Raw genomic sequence first — 15,498 nt, 5'->3', positions numbered from 1 at the left:
TTTCAGGCGGCTTCGAGCGCCGCCTTCACAGCCGCGATCGCATCATTGGCCTTCGAGGCATCCGGGCCGCCGGCCTGGGCCATGTCGGGCCGCCCGCCACCGCCCTGCCCACCCAAGGCGGCGGAGGCGACGCGCACCAGGTCGACGGCGCTGAAGCGGCCGACGAGGTCGTCGGTGACGGCGACGACGACGCTTGCCTTGTTGTCCTCGCCGGCACCGACGAAGACGACGACGCCGGAGCCGAGTGAAGTCTTGCCGGCATCGGCCAGCGGCTTGAGATCCTTCGGCGAGACGCCGGAGACCGCCTTGCCGAGGAAACCGACGCCGGCGACCGTCTCGTTCTCCGAGGGCGCACCCGCCGCGGCACCGCCGCCGAGTGCCAGTTTCTTGCGCGCTTCGGTCAGTTCCTTCTCGAGCTTCTTGCGCTCTTCGAGCAAGGTCTCGACGCGCGCCGGCACGTCGGCGGGTGAGATTTTCAGCACGGCTGCCGCCGCCTTCAGACGCCTGTCCTGCTCGTCGAGATATTTTCTGGCCGCCTCGCCGGTCAGCGCCTCGATGCGACGCACGCCAGCGGCGACCGCGCTATCGGAGACCACCCGGACCAGGCCGATATCGCCGGTCGCCCTGACATGGGTGCCGCCGCAGAGTTCGACCGAATAGGGCCGGTTGGCCTTGGCGCCATGCAGGCCCGTGCCCATCGACACGACGCGCACCTCGTCGCCATACTTCTCGCCGAACAGCGCCATGGCGCCCTCGGCGATGGCGTCGTCGACCGACATCAGGCGTGTGGTCACCGGGCTGTTCTGCACGACGATTTCATTGGCTATGCGCTCGACCTCTTCGAGTTCCTCGGCCGAGATCGGCTTGTTGTGCGAGATGTCGAAACGCAGGCGCTCGGGCGCGACCAGCGAGCCCTTCTGCGCGACATGGGTGCCCAGCACCTCGCGTAGCGCTTCATGGATCAGATGCGTGGCGGAGTGGTTGGCGCGCAGCCTGGTGCGGCGTGCATGATCGACCTTGAGCTCGACGGCAGCGCCGGTCTTGACCGTGCCGCTCGCCACCTTGCCCAGATGCACGAACAGGCCGTCGGCCTTCTTCTGCGTGTCGGATATCGCGATCGAGAAACCTTCGCCCGAGATGACGCCGGTGTCGCCCATCTGGCCGCCGGACTCGCCATAAAACGGCGTCTGGTTGACGACGACCGCAACGGCATCACCCTTGCCGGCGCTGTCGACGGTCTTGCCGTCCTTGACCAGCGCCTGGATGAGGCCTTCCGCCTGCTCGGTCTCGTAACCGAGGAATTCTGTGGCGCCGGTCTTTTCACGCACCGAGAACCACACCGTTTCGGTGGCGGCCTCGCCGGACCCGGTCCAATGCTTGCGCGCCTCGGCCTTCTGCTGCTCCATCGCATTGGTGAAGCCGGCCAGATCGACCGAGATGTTGCGCTGGCGTAACGCGTCCTGCGTCAGGTCGAGCGGGAAGCCGTAAGTGTCGTAGAGCTTGAACGCCGTCTCGCCATCCAGCATGTCGCCGGCATGCAGCGTTTCCGTCGCCTCGGAAAGCAGGCCGAGGCCGCGCACCAGCGTCTTGCGGAAGCGCGTCTCCTCGAGCTTCAGCGTCTCGGTGATCAGCTGTTCGCCGCGCGGCAGTTCGGGATAGGCCTGGCCCATTTCGCGCACCAGCGCCGGCACCAGCTTCCACATCAGCGGTTCGTTCGCGCCGAGCAGCTGCGCGTGGCGCATGGCGCGGCGCATGATGCGGCGCAACACGTAGCCGCGGCCTTCGTTCGACGGCAAGACACCGTCGGCGACCAGGAAGGAGGACGACCGCAAATGGTCGGCAATGACGCGGTAGGAGGCCACCGTTTCCGTATCGGGCGCGCGGCCAAGCGCGGAGGACGCCGCATCGATCAGGTGACGGAACAGGTCGGTCTCGAAGACGCTTTCCACCCCTTGCAGGATGGAGGCCATGCGCTCCAGGCCCATGCCGGTGTCGATGGACGGGCGCGGCAGGTCGATGCGCTCCTCCTTCGTCACCTGTTCATACTGCATGAACACCAGGTTCCAGAATTCGAGGAAGCGGTCGCCATCCTCTTCGGGGCTGCCGGGAGGGCCACCCCAGATGTGCTCGCCACGATCGATGAAGATTTCCGAGCACGGCCCGCACGGACCCGTGTCGCCCATCGCCCAGAAATTGTCCGAGGTCGGGATGCGGATGATGCGATCGTCCGAGAAACCGGCGATCTTCTTCCAGAAGCCGGCCGCCTCGTCGTCCGTGTGGTAGACGGTGACCAGCAGCTTGTCCTTCTTCAACCCGAACTCCTTGGTGATCAGGTTCCAGGCAAGCTCGATGGCGCGCTCCTTGAAGTAATCGCCGAAGGAGAAATTGCCGAGCATCTCGAAGAAAGTCAGGTGGCGCGCGGTGTAGCCGACATTGTCGAGGTCGTTGTGCTTGCCGCCGGCGCGAACGCTCTTCTGGGCGGTGGTGGCGCGCGAATAGGACCGCTTCTCCAGACCGGTGAAGACGTTCTTGAACTGCACCATGCCGGCATTGGTGAACATCAATGTCGGATCGTTGCGCGGCACGAGCGGGCTCGAGGCCACGACCTCGTGGCCCTCCTTGCGGAAATAGTCGAGAAATGTCGACCGGATCTCGTTCACGCCACTCATGACTGCTGCCTTTTCGCGAAAACCGCCGGCGCGGCCGGCGGAAACTGGTGTCTGCTTTCCAGAAATAGACTTGGCCTTTTAGCGGCCACGCTCCAGCCTGTCCAGAAACACGGAACTGGGCCAATCCTGGGAGTCTATTGGTCCCAAAAACGAAAACCGCCGGCGCGAAGGCCGGCGGTTTTGGACGCGATACTAAAGAACTCGGTTACTTAAGCATCGGATCATAGGTCGACTTTATGGCCGAACTCTGTCCGTTGCCCTACATCGCGCCGGCTTCGTCCTCAAAACCGTCGTCGCCGCCTTCAGAGCCACCATTTTCGAGGAACTTTTCGGCGATAAGCCCGGCATTCTGCCTGAGCGCCAGTTCGATCTCGCGTGCGGTATCGGGATTGTCGCGCAGGAACAGTTTTGCATTTTCGCGGCCCTGGCCGAGACGTTGCGAATTGTACGAGAACCAGGCGCCGGACTTCTCGACCACGCCGGCCTTGACGCCGAGATCAACCAGCTCGCCGGTCTTGGACACGCCCTCGCCATACATGATGTCGAACTCGACCACCTTGAAGGGCGGCGCCAGCTTGTTCTTGACCACCTTGACGCGGGTCTGGTTGCCGACGACCTCGTCGCGATCCTTGACCGAGCCGATGCGGCGGATGTCGAGGCGCACCGACGCATAGAATTTCAGCGCGTTGCCGCCGGTCGTGGTTTCGGGCGAACCGAACATGACGCCGATCTTCATGCGGATCTGGTTGATGAAGATGACCATGGTGTTGGAGCGCGAGATCGAGGCGGTCAGCTTGCGCAGCGCCTGGCTCATCAGGCGGGCCTGCAGGCCGGGCAGCGAATCGCCCATCTCGCCCTCGATTTCGGCGCGCGGCGTCAGTGCCGCGACCGAATCGACCACCAGCACGTCGATGGCGCCGGAGCGCACCAGCGTGTCGCAGATCTCCAGCGCCTGCTCGCCTGTGTCGGGCTGCGAGATCAGCAGGTTCTCAAGATCGACGCCGAGCTTGCGGGCATAGACCGGGTCGAGCGCGTGTTCGGCGTCGACGAAGGCGCAGATGCCGCCCTTCTTCTGGGCTTCGGCCACCGTGTGCAGCGCCAGCGTCGTCTTGCCCGAGCTTTCCGGCCCGTAGATCTCGATGATGCGGCCGCGCGGCAGGCCACCGACGCCGAGCGCGATGTCGAGACCGAGCGATCCGGTCGGCACCGTTTCGATCTCGACGACCTGCTCGTTCGCGCCGAGCCGCATGATCGAGCCCTTGCCGAAAGCCCGCTCGATTTGCGACAGCGCCGCATCCAGAGCCTTTGATTTGTCCACTGCCTTATCCTCTACAAGCCGCAAAGAATTCTGAGCCATGATACATCACCCCTTGGTCGTCAATGAAGGCCGGACAATCCGTAATCCCTGCCATTTTGTACCTTTTTTGTTCTCGTTTGGCAAGAGGGATCAAATATCTGAAAAACAAGTCATATCCGGATTTGTTCTTTTTCCGTACCAAGAGATCGAACAGGGATGTATCCCGCATTGGGCCAGACTGCTCGGTTGTATCGATCCGCCGAATCGCCATCTTGCTGGCGAAGGCTATGACGCAGTCTAGCGCTTGTGCAGTTGCAATAACAAAGGGCATATCGCCGGCATGGTGAAATCCATAGAGATATTGGCCGTGGGCGGCGCCCATATCGACCGGCGCGGCCAGGTGTCAGGCACGTATGTGCCGGCGGCGTCCAATCCCGGCACGATGCGCGAGGACGTCGGCGGCGGCGTATTCAACGCGCTGCGCAGCACGGTGCGGCGCGGCGTATCGGGCTCGCTGATGTCGATGCGCGGCGGCGATGCAGCGGCGGACACCATTTCGCGAGCCATCGCCGAGGCAGGCATCGCCGACCTGTCGGCGGTCTTCCTCGACCGCACGACGCCGAGCTACACCGCGCTGATCGATCGCGAGGGCGAGTTGATCGTCGGCTTTGCCGACATGGTGCTCTACGATCTGGCGTTTCCCAAGCAGATGAGACGGTCCAAGGTCCGCGAAGCGATCGCTGCCGCCGATGCCATCCTGTGCGACGCCAATCTGCCGTCGGCGGCACTGGAGCGGCTGGTTTCGCTTGCGGCCGGCAAGCCGGTGTATGCCATTGCCATCTCGCCGGCCAAGGTGGTGCGGCTGATACCGGTGCTCGGCGCGCTGGCGCTGGTCTTCATGAACCGGCGCGAAGCCGTCGCGCTGGCCGGCGTCGACGCAAACGCCGCCGAAGGAGATGTCGTCGACGGGTTGCGATGCAGCGGCCTTGCCAGCGGCGTCGTGACGGCGGGCAGCGCGCCGGTGCTGGGTTTCGATGAAGCGGGCGCCTTTACGATCCAACCGCCTGCCCCGAGAAAAGTCGCTGACGTCACCGGCGCCGGCGACGCGCTGGCGGGTGCGACGGTGGCAGCCCTGCTGCGCGGCCTGCCGCTGCGCCAAGCTTTGCGCGAAGGCGTCGCGGCGGCGACGCTGGCCATCGAAAGCGCCGACGCCATCCCCGATTTTACCGCGGCGAGCTTCGCCGAAGCTCTGGCTCTTGTGCCGGACGCGCAGGAAGTGGCATGAGACCGGCAAATTCATAGTGCCGCTGTGTTGCCGGGCGCCCCCCATGCGCCGCACCGCGAGTTGGAGATCCAGATGAGACCCGAAACCGCCCGCCCCTTCATCGACATCCACGCACCAGTGGCGCAAGCCCTGGCCGCCGGGCGCCCGGTTGTGGCGCTGGAAAGCACCATCATCACCCATGGCATGCCCTACCCCGACAATGGCGCCATGGCAGCCAATGTCGAGAAGATCATCAGCGACGGCGGCGCCGTACCGGCGACGATCGCGGTGGTTGGCGGCCGCATCAAGATCGGCCTGTCTGACGGCGAGCGCGAATCGCTGGCCATGACCGGTGACGCCATGAAGCTGTCGCGCGCCGACCTCGGCTTCGCCGTCGCGCAAGGACGCACCGGCGGCACGACCGTCGCAGCCACCATGATCGCGGCTGAAATGGTTGGGATAAAGGTGTTCGCCACCGGCGGCATTGGCGGCGTGCACAAGGGCGCGGAGAAGAGTTTTGACATCTCCGCCGATCTCGACGAATTGGCACGCACGCCGGTGATCGTCGTCTCGGCCGGCGCCAAGGCCATCCTCGACATCGAAAAGACGCTGGAAGTGCTGGAGACGCGCGGCGTGCCTGTCGTCGGCCATGGCTGCGAGACGATGCCCGCCTTCTGGTCGCGGCAGTCGCCATTCCGCGCGCCGCTGACCTTGCACGGACCGGAAGAGATCGCGCATTTCTACCAGACCAGGGTTGCGCTGGGGCTCGGCGGCGGCATGCTGGTCGCCAATCCGGTGCCGGAAAACCAGGAAATCCCGGCCGAGGAGATGGCCGGCTACATCGAAGCCGCGCAAAAGGCCGCCGAGGCGCTCAACGTGACCGGCAAGGCGGTGACGCCGTTCCTGCTGGGAAAAATCCTGGAGTTGACCGGCGGCCGCAGCCTCAAGACCAACATCGCGCTGGTCGAAAACAATGCGCGGCTGGCGGCCGAGATCGCCAAGGCCCTGTAGGTTCAAGCGGCAAATGCCCCCTCACCCGGATTGCCAAGACCGAATTGCAAAAGAGCAATTCGGGGCAATCCGACCTCTCCCCGGGGGGAGAGGAGCTTGCAGCGCCGGCGCTTTCCTCTTCTCCCCAGCGGGAGAACGTGGCCGCACAGCGGCCGGATGAGGGGCCTCGCGCTTGCGGGGATCTACTTGCCTGCGCGCCGCCCTGCCTCATAGGCGCGGCGTGCCCACACCGCCATCTCGTCGGGATCGTCAAAGGCGCTGTCGGGAATGCTCCAATAGGGCATGGCGACCAGCTTGCCGTGGCGCTTGCCGGTATAGGTCCATTGCTTGCAGCCCGCGGCTTCGAAATCGGGCGCGCTTTGCTCGTCGGCCTTGAGCAGCAATTCGCCGCGCAGCACGATGGCGACGATGACGCCGTCGAAATAGATGCCCTTGCCGCCGAACAGCCGGCGGATGCTGACCGGGCCTAGCCCTGAGAACAGTTCGGCGATGCGTTCATTGTCCATGCCGCGATCATGTCACCGGCATTTGACATTGTCATCGCGCAACCAGAACCATGCTGACAAGTTAAGCCCATTCCATCGGAGTTCTTGTCATGCCGCTTCTGCTCAAGGGGTCCTGCCGCTGCAACGCCGTGCGTTTCGAGGTGGAGAGCCACACGCCCGTGCCGTTCATGCTGTGCTACTGCTCGATCTGCCGCAAGCAGCAGGGCGGCGGCGGCTTCGCCATCAATCTCGGCGCCGACTACCAAACGCTGAACATCCGGGGCAAGAGAAGCCTTGGCGTCTATCGCGCCGAGATCGAAGACGACGAGCATCCCAATTGCGAGGTTTCGACCGGCGAGCGCAATTTCTGCCGCAAATGCGGCTCGGCGCTCTGGCTTTACGACCCGACCTGGCCGGACCTTGTGCATCCCTTCGCCTCGGCGATCGACAGCGACCTGCCGAAGCCGCCTGAAAAGGTGCATCTGATGCTGAAATACAAGGCGAACTGGGTCGAGCCCGATATCGGCAAGGGCGACAAGACGTTCGACGTCTACCCCGAGGAATCGATCGCCGACTGGCACAAGCGGACAGGGATGTGGGTGGAGTAAGGTTCCTTCTCCCCGTTTACGGGGAGAAGATGCAGGCAGGCAGATGAGGGGCGGCGCAGACTTTGGAAAGTGTGGTGCGAACCCGGATACGCTGGCGCTGCCCCTCGTACGTCACTTCGTGACACCTTCTCCCCGTGAACGGGGCGAAGGAGAGATCAGGCCGAGGCGCGTGCTTCCGCCAATGCCTTGAGATCGGCCGGCTTCAGTTCGACGGATTCACCGCAGCCACAGGCCGAACTCTGGTTCGGGTTGTGGAAGGTGAAACCGGTGCGCAGCGTGGTCTGCTCGAAATCCATCTCGGTGCCGAACAGGAACAGCGCGGCCTCAGGCGCGACATAGACGTGGGCGCCGTCGCGCTCGATGTGGTCGTCCTTGGTGTTGGGCTCGGTCACCAGGTCGACCGTATATTCCATGCCGGCGCAGCCGCCCTTCTTGATGCCCAAGCGAATGCCGTGCGCGTTGTCGCGCGTGGCGACGATCTCGCGCACCCGGTCCGCGGCCTTTTCGGTCATCGTGATGACGGCAAAGCGTCCCATTGTCTTTCCTTCTCCATTCCATGCAGGTTCAAGGCCTGCCGAATGATTCCTCACCTAAAATGGTGAAGTTTTACCCCTGGCGCAAGTGTACCAGGCTCGACGCTAGTACCAGCCCACCGCCACCTGAGCCTCTTCCGACATGCGGTCGGGCGACCAGGGCGGGTCGAAGGTCATGTTGACCTCGACGCCGGAGACGCCTTCGACGGCGCCGACGGCGTTTTCGACCCAGCCGGGCATTTCGCCGGCCACCGGGCAGCCCGGCGCGGTCAGCGTCATGTCGATCTTGACCGAACGGTCGTCCTCGATGTCGATCTTGTAGACGAGGCCGAGCTCGTAGATGTCGGCCGGGATTTCCGGATCGTAGACGGTCTTCAGCGCCGAGACGATGTCGTCGGTCAGCCGCGCCAGTTCGTCGGCGGGGATGGCCGTGGCGGAAACGACGCTGTTGGCGGCGGGTTCCGGAGTGGTCTCGGCAGTGATGCTCGCATCATCCATGATCGTCACCCAAAGAATTTGCGCGCTTTTTCAAGCGCCTCGGCCAAGGCGTCGACTTCGGCCCTGGTATTATACATGCCAAACGATGCCCTGCATGTGGAGGTTACGCCAAAGCGTTTCAACAGCGGCTGGGCGCAATGAGTGCCCGCACGGACTGCCACGCCCTGCCTGTCTATCACCATCGACACGTCATGGGCATGAATGCCCTGCAGTTCGAAGGAGATGATCGCGCCCTTGCCGGGCGCATCGCCAAAGATGCGCAGCGAATTGATGGCGCGCAGCCGCTCATGCGCGTAGGTCTTGAGGTCTTCCTCATGCGCCGCGATGCGCTCGCGGCCGATCTTTTCCATGTAGTCGAGGGCCGCACCCAGCCCGATTGCCTGGACGATCGGCGGCGTGCCGGCCTCGAAGCGATGCGGCGGCTCGTTGTAGGTGACGATGTCTTCCGTCACCTCCTCGATCATCTCGCCACCGCCCATGAAGGGCCGCATGCCCTGGAGAATGTCCTTCTTGCCGTAGAGCACGCCGATGCCGGAGGGCCCGTAGACCTTGTGGCCGGTGAAGACGAAGAAGTCGCAGTCAAGATCCTGCACGTCGATCGGCATGTGCACGGCGCTCTGGCTGCCGTCGACCAGCACGGGAATTCCACGCGCATGCGCGATGCGCACGATCTCCTTGATCGGCGTCACCGTGCCCAGCGCATTCGACATCTGCGTGATGGCGACGAGCTTGGTGCGCTCGGTCAGCCGCTTCTCGAATTCCTCGATGTGGAAGGCGCCGAGATCGTCGACCGGCACCCAGACCAGTTTGGCGCCCTGCCGCTCGCGGATGAAATGCCAGGGAACGATGTTGGAGTGGTGCTCCATGATCGACAGCACGATCTCGTCGCCCTCGCTGATGTTGGGCATGCCATAGCCATAGGCGACGGTGTTGATCGCCGAGGTCGTGTTCGAGGTGAAGACGATGTTGTCGGTGCTTGGCGCATTGAGGAAGCGGCGCACCGTCTCTCGCGCCTTTTCATAAGCGTCGGTCGCCGCGTTGGACAGGAAATGCAGGCCGCGATGGACGTTGGCGTATTCCTGGGAATAGGCATGCTGGATCGTGTCCAGCACCACCTGCGGCTTCTGCGCCGAGGCGCCGTTGTCGAGATAGACCAGCTTCTTGCCGTAGACTTCACGCGACAGGATCGGGAAGTCGCGGCGGATCGCCTCGACGTCGTAGAAATCTCCGATCTTGCCTGGAGCGTTCATCATCTCACCCGTGCGTTACGAACCATTCGTCGAGCCTGGCTTCCAGCGCCTCGACGATCGTCTCGTCGTCCAGTTCCTCGATCACCTCAGCGACGAAGGCCTTGACCAGCAGGCCACGGGCGCTCTTCTCGTCAACGCCGCGCGCCATCAGGTAGAACAGATGGTCATGGTCGATCTCGGTCACCGTCGCGCCATGGCCGCAGACGACGTCGTCGGCGAAGATTTCGAGCTCCGGCTTGGTCGAGAACTCGCCATCATCCGACAACAGCAGCGTGTTGCAGGCCATCTTGGCGTTGGTCTTCTGCGCATATTGATGGACATTGATGCGGCCCTGGAAGACGCCGCGCGCCTTGCCCGTCACCACGTTGCGGATGATCTCGGTCGAGGTCGTGTGCGGCACGGTGTGGTCTAGCACCATTGTCACGTCGCTATGGGTATCGCCGGCCAGAAGGTTGATGCCGCGCAGTTTGAAATCGGCGCCTTCGCCAGTCGTCTTGACCATGACCTCCTGGCGCACAAGCTTGCCGCCGGCGTTCATGACAAACAGCGTCAGTTTCGCGTTCTTGCCGATATGGGCCTTGAACTGCGCCAGATGGGTCGCCGTCTCCGGCTGCTGCTGGACAATCAGCCATGTCACCTCGGCGCCCTCGCCGAGCACCAGCTGGCTGACCGAACTGACCAGCGCGGCGCCATCACCAGCCTGACGCTCGACGATGACGGCCTTGGAGGCAGCGCCGACGCGAACGGCCAAGCGCACATGGGTCTGGCCGCCGGCCTGCACATTCTGCAGCTCGATCGGCTTTTCAAGTTCCGTGCCATCGGCGATGTCGACAAAATAACCGTCGGCGACAAAAGCGGTGTTCAGCGCGCCTATGGCATCGTCGCTGCCATAGGGATCGAGCCCCGGCGCGATGCTGCCATCGATCAGCTTGTCCGACAGGCGCTGGACGGTAACGCCTTCAAGGACCGGCGTCTTGGCGTCGGACTTGCCGTTCAGGACCGGCAGAACGGCGGAGCCTTCGACGATCGGCGCGACGGCCTTGGCCAGGGCGGCCGGGTCGAAATCCGGCACAACATTCAACAGCCGGCGCAGATCGGTGTAGTGCCAAGATTCGACACGCCGCGTCGGCAGGCCGTGCTTGATCGCCTCGATCGCGTCGTCGCGCTTCAGCATCACCGCGCCGTCGCCCGGCAGCAGCGACAGCCGGTCGCCGAACGCGTCGATCAACGCTGTCTCGGCCGGTGTCCGCTGTGGTTGTGTGTGCATATTCATCAGTTTGACCTTGCCTTCTGGCATCTCACGCGGCTTCGCCGATCACGCCGGCATAGCCGTTGGCCTCGAGGTCGAGCGCCAGCGACTTGTCGCCGGATTTGATGACCTGGCCCTTGTAGAGCACATGCACGCTATCGGGCACGATGTGTTCAAGCAGCCGCTGGTAATGGGTGATGACCAGGAACGCCCGGTCGGGCGCGCGCAGCGCGTTGACGCCGTCGGAAACGATCCTCAGCGCATCGATGTCGAGGCCGGAATCGGTCTCGTCGAGCACGCAAAGCTTCGGCTCCAAGAGCTTCATCTGCAGGATCTCGGCGCGCTTCTTCTCGCCGCCGGAGAAGCCGACATTGAGCGGCCGCTTCAGCATCGCCATGTCCATGCTGAGCGAGGCGGCGGCTTCCTTCACCCGCTTCAGGAATTCCGGGATCTTCAGCGGCTCCTCGCCGCGCGCCTTGCGCTGCTCGTTCATCGCCACTTTCAGGAATTCCATGGTCGCCACACCCGGTATCTCCATCGGATACTGGAAGGCGAGGAAAATGCCCGAGGTGGCGCGCTCGGCCGGATCCATCTCCAGGATCGACTGGCCATTGTAGAGGATGTCGCCCTCGGTGACCTCGTAGTCCTCGCGGCCGGCGAGGATATAGGACAGCGTCGACTTGCCCGAGCCGTTCGGGCCCATGATGGCGGCGACCTCGCCGGCTTTCACCGTCAGGTTCAGGCCGCGGATGATTTCGGTGCCGTCATCGACGATGCGGGCGTGCAGGTTCTTGATCTCAAGCATTCTTTTGTTTCCTGAATATCTGTCCGGTCAGCCGACCGAGCCCTCAAGCGAGATACCGATCAGCTTCTGCGCCTCGACGGCAAACTCCATCGGCAGCTGCTGGATGACATCCTTGACGAAGCCGTTGACGATCAGCGCGATGGCTTCCTCCTCGGGAATGCCGCGCTGCATGACGTAGAACTTCTGGTCCTCGGAAATCTTGGACGTCGTCGCCTCGTGCTCGAACTGCGCCGTCGAGTTCTTGGCTTCCATGTAAGGCACGGTGTGCGCACCGCACTGGTCGCCGATCAGCAGACTGTCGCAGTTGGTGAAATTGCGGGCATTGGTCGCCTTGCGGTGCGCCGAGACCTGGCCGCGATAGGTATTCTGCGAGAAGCCGGCGGCGATGCCCTTGGAGATGATGCGGCTCGACGTGTTCTTGCCGAGATGGATCATCTTGGTGCCGCTATCGACCTGCTGATAACCGTTCGACACGGCGATCGAATAGAATTCGCCGGAAGAATCGTCGCCGCGCAGGATGCAGCTCGGGTACTTCCAGGTGATGGCCGAGCCGGTCTCGACCTGCGTCCACGAAATCTTCGAACGGTCGCCACGGCAGTCGCCGCGCTTGGTGACGAAATTGTAGATGCCGCCCTTGCCCTCGGCATCGCCGGGGTACCAGTTCTGCACGGTCGAATATTTGATCTCGGCATCGTCGAGCGCCACCAGTTCGACGACCGCCGCGTGCAGCTGGTTCTCGTCACGCTGCGGTGCGGTGCAGCCCTCGAGATAGGAGACGTAAGCCCCCTCCTCGGCGATGATCAACGTGCGTTCGAACTGGCCGGTGTTCTTCTCGTTCATGCGGAAATAGGTCGACAGCTCCATCGGGCAGCGCACGCCCTTGGGCACGAAGACGAAGGAGCCGTCGGTGAACACAGCCGAATTCAGCGTGGCGTAGAAATTGTCCGATGTCGGCACGACCGAGCCGAGATATTTCCGCACCAGTTCCGGATGCTCGCGGATGGCTTCCGAGATCGAGCAGAAGATGACGCCGGCCTGGGCCAGTTCCTTCTTGAAGGTGGTGACGACGGATACGGAATCGAACACCGCGTCGACGGCGACGCGGCCGGATTTGTAGACGTTGTCGCTGGGCTCCTCGAGATCGGATGCATCGGTCTTCTGCACGCCGGCAAGGATCTCCTGCTCGCGCAGCGGAATGCCGAGCTTTTCGTAGACCTTCAAGAGTTCGGGATCGACATCGCTGAGCGAGGACGGGCCGGGCGTGCTCTTGGGCGCCGCATAATAGTAGATGTCCTGGAAATCGATCTTCGGATAGTGGACGCGCGCCCAGGTCGGCTCGTCCAGCGTCAGCCAGCGCCGATAGGCTTCCAGACGCCATTCCAGCATCCAGGATGGCTCGTCCTTCTTGGCCGAAATGAAACGGATGATGTCTTCGCTCAGGCCCTTGGGAGCCTTGTCGACAGCGATTTCAGTCTGGAATCCATATTTGTATTGGTCGACGTCGATCTTTCGGACCCGATCGATCGTGTCCTGCACAGCAGGCATATGCGTTCTCCATCCACGCCGGGGTCAAGGCCCGGCAGTTTTCAAACTATGGCACCGCCAACGGCAGCCCCTGGAGGCGCCGGAAGTGGCGTAAGTTCCATATAGTGCGTTTCGACCGGAAATTCACCCGGCCACTTGCAAACGCACGGCTCTACCAGGCTGCGAAGCCTGAATTCCTTTTTCACCGCGTTCAGGCGGCCTGTTCCCTGCCCGCCCGGCGCTGGGCAATTCCCGCCAGCGCGGTGCGGAACAATTCAATGTCCTCGGCGCCCGTCGCAGCACCGATCGACACGCGCAAGGCGCCAAGACTGTCGCCATAGCCCATGGCTTTCAGCACGTGGCTCGGCCCGACCTTGCCCGACGAACAGGCGGAGCCGGCCGACAGCGCCACACCGGCGAGATCAAAGGCGATCTGCGCGGTTTCGGCCTTGATGCCCGCAATAGCGAAGAATGTCGTGTTGGCAAGCCTTGGCGCGTCGGTTCCAAAGATTTCCGCCTCCGGCACCAGCATTTTCACGATCGCTTCGATCTCGTCGCGTCGCTGGCGCACCGCATCGATCGCCGGCAGTCCGGCCAGCGCTTCGCGCGCGGCGGCACCAAAGCCTGATATGGCGGCGAGATTTTCGGTTCCGCCGCGATGGCCCTTTTCCTGGCCGCCGCCATTGATCAGGGGCTTCGGCATCATCAGATCGGCGGCGGCGGCGATGGCACCAACACCCTTGGGACCGCCGATCTTGTGCGAAGACAGAATCAAATAATCGGCGTAACCCGCTGATATGTCGATGGAAACGCGGCCGGCGGCCTGAACCGCGTCGACGACAAGAATGCCGCCCGCGGCCTTGACGATTTCGGCGATGCGAGCGATCGGCTGGATCACGCCGGTCTCGTTGTTGGCGGCGTGGATCGCGACCAGCGGCAGACCATCGGCCTTGTCATGACCTGCAAGTGCCGCGGCCAAGGCGGCAAGGTCGGCAATGCCGTTGGCATCGACGCCGATGCGCGTCACTTGCCCCGCCGGGAAGCGTCCGCCATTCAGCAGGCAGGGATGATCGGCCTCGCAGACGTAGAGCCGGCTCATGCGCACGCTGCCGCGCCCCATCTGCCAATCGGGGGTCAGCAGCGTCGAGGCAGCTTCGGTCGCACCGGAGGTGAACACGACATGTTCGGGCCTGGCATTCACCAGAGCCGCGACCTCGCGCCTTGCCGTCTCGATCAGGCGCCGCGCGGCGCGGCCTTCGGCATGGACCGATGATGGGTTGGCCGCCACGTCAAGCGCCGCGACCATAGCCTCGCGCGCCACTGGGAGCAGCGGCGCACTGGCATTGTAGTCGAGATAGGCGCGTTTTGCGGCCATTTTCGTCCAGTTGATCCCGTCAGAAGCCATTCGGTCGTCGTATGGCGTTATTTCCTTGAAATTCCAAGGCGAGCCGTCCTATTTACGCGGCTTGCGGCGCGGGTGGCCGGGCTCGACGTCTGGCCACTCAGTTTTGAATAGTTCTAAACTAGCTTCTAAGAAGACGCTCGCCCTGCGTCAAGGCCAGAGGAAGGTCCGTTCCGGGCGCCGCGCATTCGTATTACCCAAGTGGAGTATTTTATGCCTGAGGTCATTTTCACCGGTCCGGCCGGCCGCCTGGAGGGACGCTACCAGCCCTCCAAGGAAAAGAGCGCGCCGATCGCCATCGTCTTGCATCCGCATCCGCAATTCGGCGGCACGATGAACAACAAGATCGTCTACGACCTCTTCTATATGTTCCAGAAGCGCGATTTCACCACGCTGCGCTTCAATTTCCGCGGCATCGGCCGCAGCCAGGGCGAATTCGACCACGGCACCGGCGAGTTGTCGGATGCCGCCGCCGCACTCGACTGGGTCCAGTCGCTGCACCCGGATTCCAAGAGCTGCTGGGTCGCCGGCTATTCGTTCGGCTCGTGGATCGGCATGCAGCTCTTGATGCGCCGGCCCGAGATCGAGGGCTTCATCTCGATCGCGCCGCAGCCCAACACCTATGACTTCTCGTTCCTGGCGCCCTGCCCGTCATCGGGCCTGATCATCCATGGCGATGCCGACAAGGTGGCGCCGCCGAAGGATGTGCAGGGCCTGGTCGACAAGCTGCACACGCAGAAGGGCATCACCATCACGCAGAAGACCCTGCCCGGCGCCAACCACTTCTTCGCCAACCACGCCGATCTTTTGATCGAGGAATGCGCGGACTATCTCGATCGCCGGCTGGCGGGCGAATTGTCCGATCCGCGGCCCAAGCGGCTGAGATAAGCAGGAAAGGCGCCA

At 63.3% G+C, this 15,498-nt stretch carries 14 protein-coding genes; 4 read left to right on the top strand and 10 right to left on the bottom strand.

Features of this window, described 5'->3' with window-relative positions; translation table 11 throughout:
* Nucleotides 1–2 precede the first annotated feature (2 nt).
* Nucleotides 3–2,669 carry an alanine--tRNA ligase gene (alaS, locus tag CK228_RS13015; RefSeq protein ID WP_095788103.1) on the bottom strand — a complete coding sequence of 889 codons (2,667 nt, stop codon included), beginning with the start codon at nt 2,667–2,669 and terminating at the stop codon, nt 3–5.
* 259 nt (nt 2,670–2,928) lie between these two features.
* Nucleotides 2,929–4,026: a recombinase RecA gene (gene recA, locus CK228_RS13010; RefSeq protein WP_010909075.1), complete on the bottom strand. Its 1,098-nt coding sequence runs from the start codon at nt 4,024–4,026 to the stop codon at nt 2,929–2,931.
* 280 nt (nt 4,027–4,306) lie between these two features.
* Between recA and CK228_RS13005 the strand changes: the two genes are divergently transcribed.
* Both CK228_RS13005 and CK228_RS13000 read left to right on the top strand, forming a co-directional pair.
* Complete coding sequence (locus CK228_RS13005; protein WP_095788102.1) at nt 4,307–5,251, top strand: carbohydrate kinase family protein; 945 nt, start codon at nt 4,307–4,309, stop codon at nt 5,249–5,251.
* 72 nt (nt 5,252–5,323) lie between these two features.
* Nucleotides 5,324–6,241 (top strand): pseudouridine-5'-phosphate glycosidase, encoded by a 918-nt coding sequence (locus CK228_RS13000; RefSeq protein ID WP_095788101.1) that lies wholly within the window; start codon nt 5,324–5,326, stop codon nt 6,239–6,241.
* 182 nt (nt 6,242–6,423) lie between these two features.
* On the opposite strand, the gene CK228_RS12995 is transcribed toward CK228_RS13000, so the two are convergent.
* The gene (locus CK228_RS12995; protein ID WP_095770372.1) at nt 6,424–6,747 is read right to left on the bottom strand and encodes a TfoX/Sxy family protein; all 324 of its coding nucleotides are present in this window, start codon (nt 6,745–6,747) and stop codon (nt 6,424–6,426) included.
* Nucleotides 6,748–6,836: 89 nt separating this feature from the next.
* Here CK228_RS12995 and CK228_RS12990 point away from each other — a divergent pair, with 89 nt between their 5' ends.
* Nucleotides 6,837–7,334 (top strand): GFA family protein, encoded by a 498-nt coding sequence (locus tag CK228_RS12990; protein WP_095788100.1) that lies wholly within the window; start codon nt 6,837–6,839, stop codon nt 7,332–7,334.
* 155 nt (nt 7,335–7,489) lie between these two features.
* On the opposite strand, the gene sufA is transcribed toward CK228_RS12990, so the two are convergent.
* The 7 genes from sufA to CK228_RS12955 all read right to left on the bottom strand — a co-directional run bounded on the left by sufA (nt 7,490) and on the right by CK228_RS12955 (nt 14,568).
* Nucleotides 7,490–7,870: a Fe-S cluster assembly scaffold SufA gene (sufA, locus tag CK228_RS12985; RefSeq protein ID WP_013532156.1), complete on the bottom strand. Its 381-nt coding sequence runs from the start codon at nt 7,868–7,870 to the stop codon at nt 7,490–7,492.
* 102 nt (nt 7,871–7,972) lie between these two features.
* The gene (locus tag CK228_RS12980) at nt 7,973–8,365 is read right to left on the bottom strand and encodes an SUF system Fe-S cluster assembly protein (RefSeq protein ID WP_095770883.1); all 393 of its coding nucleotides are present in this window, start codon (nt 8,363–8,365) and stop codon (nt 7,973–7,975) included.
* A gap of 5 nt (nt 8,366–8,370) precedes the next feature.
* The gene (locus CK228_RS12975) at nt 8,371–9,615 is read right to left on the bottom strand and encodes a cysteine desulfurase (protein ID WP_095788260.1); all 1,245 of its coding nucleotides are present in this window, start codon (nt 9,613–9,615) and stop codon (nt 8,371–8,373) included.
* Nucleotides 9,616–9,619: 4 nt separating this feature from the next.
* Nucleotides 9,620–10,888 carry a Fe-S cluster assembly protein SufD gene (gene sufD, locus CK228_RS12970; RefSeq protein WP_095788259.1) on the bottom strand — a complete coding sequence of 423 codons (1,269 nt, stop codon included), beginning with the start codon at nt 10,886–10,888 and terminating at the stop codon, nt 9,620–9,622.
* 25 nt (nt 10,889–10,913) lie between these two features.
* Entirely contained in the window at nt 10,914–11,669 is a 756-nt protein-coding gene (gene sufC, locus CK228_RS12965) for a Fe-S cluster assembly ATPase SufC (protein ID WP_095788099.1), read from the bottom strand.
* A 27-nt stretch (nt 11,670–11,696) separates the two neighbouring features.
* Nucleotides 11,697–13,214 carry a Fe-S cluster assembly protein SufB gene (gene sufB, locus CK228_RS12960; RefSeq protein ID WP_095770374.1) on the bottom strand — a complete coding sequence of 506 codons (1,518 nt, stop codon included), beginning with the start codon at nt 13,212–13,214 and terminating at the stop codon, nt 11,697–11,699.
* Nucleotides 13,215–13,404: 190 nt separating this feature from the next.
* Nucleotides 13,405–14,568: a cysteine desulfurase family protein gene (locus CK228_RS12955; RefSeq protein ID WP_095788258.1), complete on the bottom strand. Its 1,164-nt coding sequence runs from the start codon at nt 14,566–14,568 to the stop codon at nt 13,405–13,407.
* 240 nt (nt 14,569–14,808) lie between these two features.
* Here CK228_RS12955 and CK228_RS12950 point away from each other — a divergent pair, with 240 nt between their 5' ends.
* A complete protein-coding gene (locus CK228_RS12950; RefSeq protein WP_027046762.1) occupies nt 14,809–15,483 on the top strand; it encodes an alpha/beta hydrolase in 675 nt (224 codons plus the stop codon).
* The last annotated feature ends 15 nt before the right edge of the window (nt 15,484–15,498 follow it).

Origin of the sequence: Mesorhizobium sp. WSM4312 (genome assembly GCF_002294875.1) — a bacterium.
Classification (GTDB): domain Bacteria; phylum Pseudomonadota; class Alphaproteobacteria; order Rhizobiales; family Rhizobiaceae; genus Mesorhizobium.
This window is presented reverse-complemented; position numbering and strand designations above follow the sequence as displayed.

Bases quoted from the DNA above. Each gene is read 5' to 3' on its own strand.
- CK228_RS12980 (WP_095770883.1), bottom strand. From the start codon at position 8,365: ATGGATGATGCGAGCATCACTGCCGAGACCACTCCGGAACCCGCCGCC.
- CK228_RS13005 (WP_095788102.1), top strand. From the start codon at position 4,307: ATGGTGAAATCCATAGAGATATTGGCCGTGGGCGGCGCCCATATCGAC.
- sufC (WP_095788099.1), bottom strand. From the start codon at position 11,669: ATGCTTGAGATCAAGAACCTGCACGCCCGCATCGTCGATGACGGCACC.
- CK228_RS12955 (WP_095788258.1), bottom strand. From the start codon at position 14,568: ATGGCCGCAAAACGCGCCTATCTCGACTACAATGCCAGTGCGCCGCTG.
- CK228_RS13000 (WP_095788101.1), top strand. From the start codon at position 5,324: ATGAGACCCGAAACCGCCCGCCCCTTCATCGACATCCACGCACCAGTG.
- CK228_RS12950 (WP_027046762.1), top strand. From the start codon at position 14,809: ATGCCTGAGGTCATTTTCACCGGTCCGGCCGGCCGCCTGGAGGGACGC.
- sufD (WP_095788259.1), bottom strand. From the start codon at position 10,888: ATGAATATGCACACACAACCACAGCGGACACCGGCCGAGACAGCGTTG.
- CK228_RS12990 (WP_095788100.1), top strand. From the start codon at position 6,837: ATGCCGCTTCTGCTCAAGGGGTCCTGCCGCTGCAACGCCGTGCGTTTC.
- alaS (WP_095788103.1), bottom strand. From the start codon at position 2,669: ATGAGTGGCGTGAACGAGATCCGGTCGACATTTCTCGACTATTTCCGC.
- sufB (WP_095770374.1), bottom strand. From the start codon at position 13,214: ATGCCTGCTGTGCAGGACACGATCGATCGGGTCCGAAAGATCGACGTC.
- CK228_RS12975 (WP_095788260.1), bottom strand. From the start codon at position 9,615: ATGAACGCTCCAGGCAAGATCGGAGATTTCTACGACGTCGAGGCGATC.
- CK228_RS12995 (WP_095770372.1), bottom strand. From the start codon at position 6,747: ATGGACAATGAACGCATCGCCGAACTGTTCTCAGGGCTAGGCCCGGTC.
- recA (WP_010909075.1), bottom strand. From the start codon at position 4,026: ATGGCTCAGAATTCTTTGCGGCTTGTAGAGGATAAGGCAGTGGACAAA.
- sufA (WP_013532156.1), bottom strand. From the start codon at position 7,870: ATGGGACGCTTTGCCGTCATCACGATGACCGAAAAGGCCGCGGACCGG.